Raw genomic sequence first — 4,965 nt, 5'->3', positions numbered from 1 at the left:
TCTTCAAGGTGGCGGACGGCAGCCGGTGGCTGAGCCGCGCACTCAGGCGCGCAAACGGGAAGCTGGTGAGCACTATACCGGCTGTGGCGGGCAAAAACACATAGCCCAGGGCGCCATCGGGCAGGTGCTGCTCATTCCAGCCAGCCACCGCAAACCCCAGCGTGCCGGCAATGGCAATGGGCAGCCCGCAGGCGGAGGAAATAGCCACCGCCTCCTGCATTTTCAATCGACACCAACTCAGAAACGGCACCGTCAACGAGCCGCCGCCGATACCGAAAATGGCGGAACCGGTCCCAATCAGTAACCCGGCCAGGCCCAGCCCCGGCGCCCCGGGCACCCGTTGCGGCAGGCTTTCATCCACCGTTTTACGCCCCACCAGCAACATCTGCAGGGCAATCAGCATGGCAAACAGACCGAACAGACGGGTCAACAGTTCCCCTTTCATGGCATCGGCAATGAATGCCCCGGCGAAGGCACCCAGCACAATGCCTGCCCCCAAACGTAATGCCACCGGCCAGCGCACGAAGCCGGCTTTATGGTGGGTGCGCACGGCACTGATGGAGGTAATGATGATGGTACTCAAGGACGTGGCCACCGCCATTTTGGCGACCAGTTCGTCAGGAAACCCCAGGCCGTGAAACAGGAAAATCAGGGCCGGCACGATGACCACGCCACCGCCCAGGCCCAGCGCCCCAGCCAGCAGGCCAGCGCCCACCCCCACGCCCAGACAGATCAAAAACAGTTCCAGCACAGCCTCTCCAACACAACTCGTGGCAAGGCAGGTATGCTAGCACGGTGGAACGCTGAACGCCGGGCGCTCGAGGCCCGATGCTGAAATCCGTCAGGGACCCAACCGTTGAAACAACAACCCAGCCGCGTTGCTGGCGTCAGGCGTGCGAGAGACAAAAGAAGGAAACCCCATGTGCATTGTTCTGCTCGACTGGCAGCCTGAATCAAACACACCATTAAAAGTCGCCGCCAATCGGGATGAGTTTCATGCGCGGCCGGCGGAAGCGGCGCGCTGGCGCGGGGATATCTTCTGCGGGCTGGACCGAACCGCCGGCGGCACCTGGCTGGGCATCCACCGTAATGGCCGCTTTGCCGTGGTCACCAATTACCGCGAGCCGATCACCGACCGCCAGCCCGGCGAACGCTCCCGGGGCCTGCTGCCTTTCGCTTTTCTGGAAGGGCAACAAAGCCCGGAACAGTTCAGCCACACCCTCGCAGAAGAGCAGCATCACTACGGCGCCTTCAACCTGCTGGTGGGCACGGTAAGCGCAGACAGCACCCGCGACAGCCTGTGGTATCTGGGCAACCGTGGCGCGGCGCCGCAGGCGGTCCAGCCCGGCATTCACGGCCTCAGCAATGGCCTGCTGGACGATCCCTGGCCCAAGGTGGAGCGGGCCAAACAGAACCTGGCCGACGCCATCGCCGCGGGCGGAAATCTGCAGCAGCTGTTGCAGGTGGTTAACGATCATTATCAGCCCAGCGACAGCGAACTGCCTGACACCGGCGTCGGGGTGGAGCTTGAGCGGCTGGTGGCGCCCGTCTTTATCCAGTCGGAAACCTACGGCACCCGCGCCAGCAGCGCCGTAATTCTGGACCGTGAACAGGGGCCGCAAATGCTGGAACAGGTGTGGCAACCGGACGGCCACGCCGCTGGCAATCCGAATCACAGTTTCAGCAACGCTTAGCCACTGTCATTGTTGCCGGCCGGTCCTGAAACCGGCCTGCCCTTACTCCGCGCCCAACATCACCCCGGCATAAAAGCTCACCATTCGCGGATACTGTGCTCTGGACAGGCGCTCGTTGTGGCCATGGAAGCGTGGCAAGTCATCCTGGTTCAGGGCAACCGGCATAAAGCGAAAAATCTGATCGGACACGGCCTGGTAATGGCGCGCATCCGTGCCGGCGATCAGCAGAAAAGGCACCACCACCGGTTGCTCCGGCAAAGACCGGGCGAGGCCCGCCAGACGCTCAAAGGCAGGTGAAGGAATATCGCTGGTCGCTGACGGGTCAGACAGAAAGGTGTCCTGGGGCGTCACGGTGATCGAATCCGGCAACTGCTGTTCCAGATAAGCCAACAAGGATTCCCGGCTTTCCCCTGGCGCCAGGCGAAAATTGATGGTCGCTTCGGCAGTGGCGGGAAGCACATTATCCTTGACCCCGGCACGCAACAGCGTCGGCGACATGGTGGTGCGAACCAGGGCATTGGTTTCCGGTTTGCCGGAGAGTTGTTTGACGATCAAGGGCTCAAACAACCATAGATTGGCAAACACCATTCGCTTGGCAAACGGCTGGTACGGCGCTACCTGCTGCAGCATTTTGCGGGTAGGTTCGCTCAACCCGGCAGGGCGAGGATTATCCTGCAAGGTGGCAATCGCCCTGGCCAGATCCCCCACTGCGGTTTTCGCAGGCGGACGGGACGAATGACCCGGTTCGGCGTGGGCCTGTAGCGTCACCGTCATGTAGCCTTTCTCGGCAATGCCGATCAGCGCCACAGGTTGCTCAATGCCCAGGGTGCTGCCGGGCAACATCATGCCGCCTTCATCCAGCACCAGGCCGAAGCGCAGGTCCTGCTCTGCCATCCAGTCCGCCATGCGGCTGGCGCCTTCACTGCCACCGGTTTCTTCATCGTGACCAAACGCCAGCCACACATCACAGGCCGGTGCACGGTCGTCCGCCAACAAGGCTTCGGTGGCTTCCAGGATCGCCATCAGGCTGCCCTTGTCATCCATGGCACCACGGCCCCAGACAAACTGTGAATCCACCACACCGGCGAAAGGCGGATGCTCCCAGGCGTCCGGTGATGACACCGGCACCACATCCTGATGGGCTAACAGCAACGTCGGCGCGCAGTCTTTTCCGCTATCCCAGTGATAGAGCAGGCTATGGCCGAACGTTTTCAGGGTGAGTCTTGCATGGGTAAGGGGAAAAGACTCACGCAGAAAGTCATGAAAACCATCAAAGGCTTGCGGCTGATCCGGCAAGGTAGCAAATCGCAGGGCACGGGAGAGACGTGCGGTCATCTCGGATTCGTTCAATGCAGATTCAAAAACCGGCAGAGGGATAACCGTTTCGTTGGGCTCTTTTACCTTCAAGGTGTTGAACAACAGCACCGCCAGCAGCACAAGCAACGCCACCACGATCAACAAGAACGCGCGCTTCATGACTCTCTCCCGATAAGTTTTTTTAATTGGTTCATCCAGGGAACCGCTGAATAACACGCTTCTCGCCGTCTGATGCTTTTATCGCAAATACCCGGCACTTTGCAAAATGCTCGACGCCGGATGCCTGACGTAAAACCCCATAACCTGAGAGGCTTCGTTACTGCGGCATCTCCTTTGAGAGGCACTTTCAGGAAAAGTCAGGTAATGCATTTTTCGCAGAGAAAATGGCGGCCAAGGTTTTCAGGTTTGGAAGCCATCGTCCGGCGGTTGCCAGGGCGGTAGAATGAGACGAATCCTGAAGCCGAGGTATCACTCAAGCCCGCGATGAGCCTTTTATTTTTAACGGCGACCCACTCTGTGTGTCAGGACAACACCTTGCGATTTCGCAACAGGTCACCCAGCCCGGCCTTGGTGAGTTGCAAGTCCACGTAAGAGGCGATCACCTCACCGTTATCCATGGCCAGCACTTCATTGAGAAGACGGCGGACAAAGCTGATATTCACCTGACGAATAGCGGCTTTTACCTTCAACAGGTTGGACGCATTCATGGAGAGCACGTCCACGCCCATGGCCATCAATAACAGGGCCGCACTGGGCTCCCCTGCCATCTCCCCGCAGACCGACACCGGCGTATCTTCTTCGCGGGCCTGCTCCACCACATGCAGCAGGGCATGCAGCACCGCCGGGTGATAGGAATTATAAAGCGCCGCCACCTGGCGGTTGTTGCGGTCCACCGCCAGCAGGTATTGCGTCAGATCGTTGGTCCCTACAGAAAGAAAGTCTACCCGCTGGGCCAGGGCGCGGGCCTGATACACCGACGCCGGCACTTCGATCATCACTCCCACCGGCGGCATGGGCACATCCAGCCCTTCATCGCGCACTTCCAGCCAGGCACGGTGGATCAGATGCTGGGCCTCTTCTGCTTCGATCACACTGGTAATCATGGGCAGCATGATGCGTAGATTGTTCAGTCCTTCACTGGCCTTGATCATGGCGCGCACCTGCACCATGAAAATTTCCGGGTGGTCCAGGGTGACACGGATACCCCGCCAGCCCAGGAAAGGGTTTTCTTCCTCTATGGGGAAGTAACTCAGGGATTTATCACCACCGATATCCAGGGTGCGCATGGTGACCGAATGCGGAGCAAACGCCGCCAGCTGCTCGCGATAAATCACTCGCTGTTCTTCTTCCGACGGGAACCGGTCGCGCACCATGAACGGAATCTCCGTGCGGTACAGCCCCACCCCTTCGGCACCCCGTTCCAGTGACCGGTTGATATCGGTCATCAGGCCGGTATTCACCTGCAACTTGATCCTCGTGCCATCCAGCGTTTGCGCCGGTTCGTCACGCAGCTTTTCCAGCCCGGCCTGAAGACTCTCTTCCTCGGCAATGATTTCCTGGAACTGTTGTTTGAGCTCCGGGGAGGCATTGGCCACCACCCGGCCACGGAAACCATCGACGATGATTTCCTTGTCGTCCATTTGTTTGAGCGGCAGATTCTGCGCCCCCACCACGGTGGGGATACCCATGGCCCGCGCCACAATGGCCATGTGCGAATTCCGTGACCCGCGTGTGGTAACAATGCCACGCACCCGTTCACGGGGTACTTCCATCAGCATGGGCGCAGAAATATCTTCGCCGAGCAGAATGCACTCGTCCGGAAAAATCACATGACGCCGGGTCTGGCTCTGCAGCTGAGCCAGCACCCGACGGCCCAGGTCACGCACATCCGCCGCCCGTTCACGCAGGTAGGGGTCATCCATCATTTCGAAATTGCGCACATGGGCATCAACCA

The 4,965-nt window shown here is 59.8% G+C and carries 4 protein-coding genes; 1 reads left to right on the top strand and 3 read right to left on the bottom strand.

Annotated features, from left to right (window positions below):
* A partial coding sequence (locus A3754_RS21015; RefSeq protein WP_063521232.1) for a sulfite exporter TauE/SafE family protein occupies positions 1-751 on the bottom strand: 751 nt, incomplete at its 3' end.
* Between the two features lie 169 nt (positions 752-920).
* On the opposite strand from A3754_RS21015, the gene A3754_RS21010 reads away from it, so the two are divergent.
* On the top strand, positions 921-1,694 hold the full coding sequence (locus A3754_RS21010) for an NRDE family protein (RefSeq protein WP_063521231.1): 774 nt from the start codon (positions 921-923) through the stop codon (positions 1,692-1,694).
* A 42-nt stretch (positions 1,695-1,736) separates the two neighbouring features.
* Here the strand turns inward: A3754_RS21010 and A3754_RS21005 are convergent, their stop codons facing one another.
* Entirely contained in the window at positions 1,737-3,170 is a 1,434-nt protein-coding gene (locus A3754_RS21005) for a M20/M25/M40 family metallo-hydrolase (protein WP_063521230.1), read from the bottom strand.
* Between the two features lie 362 nt (positions 3,171-3,532).
* Positions 3,533-4,965 (bottom strand): phosphoenolpyruvate--protein phosphotransferase (ptsP, locus tag A3754_RS21000; RefSeq protein ID WP_063521229.1); only part of this gene is annotated, 1,433 nt, incomplete at its 5' end.

Source organism: Alcanivorax sp. HI0083, assembly GCF_001635175.1.
This window is presented reverse-complemented; position numbering and strand designations above follow the sequence as displayed.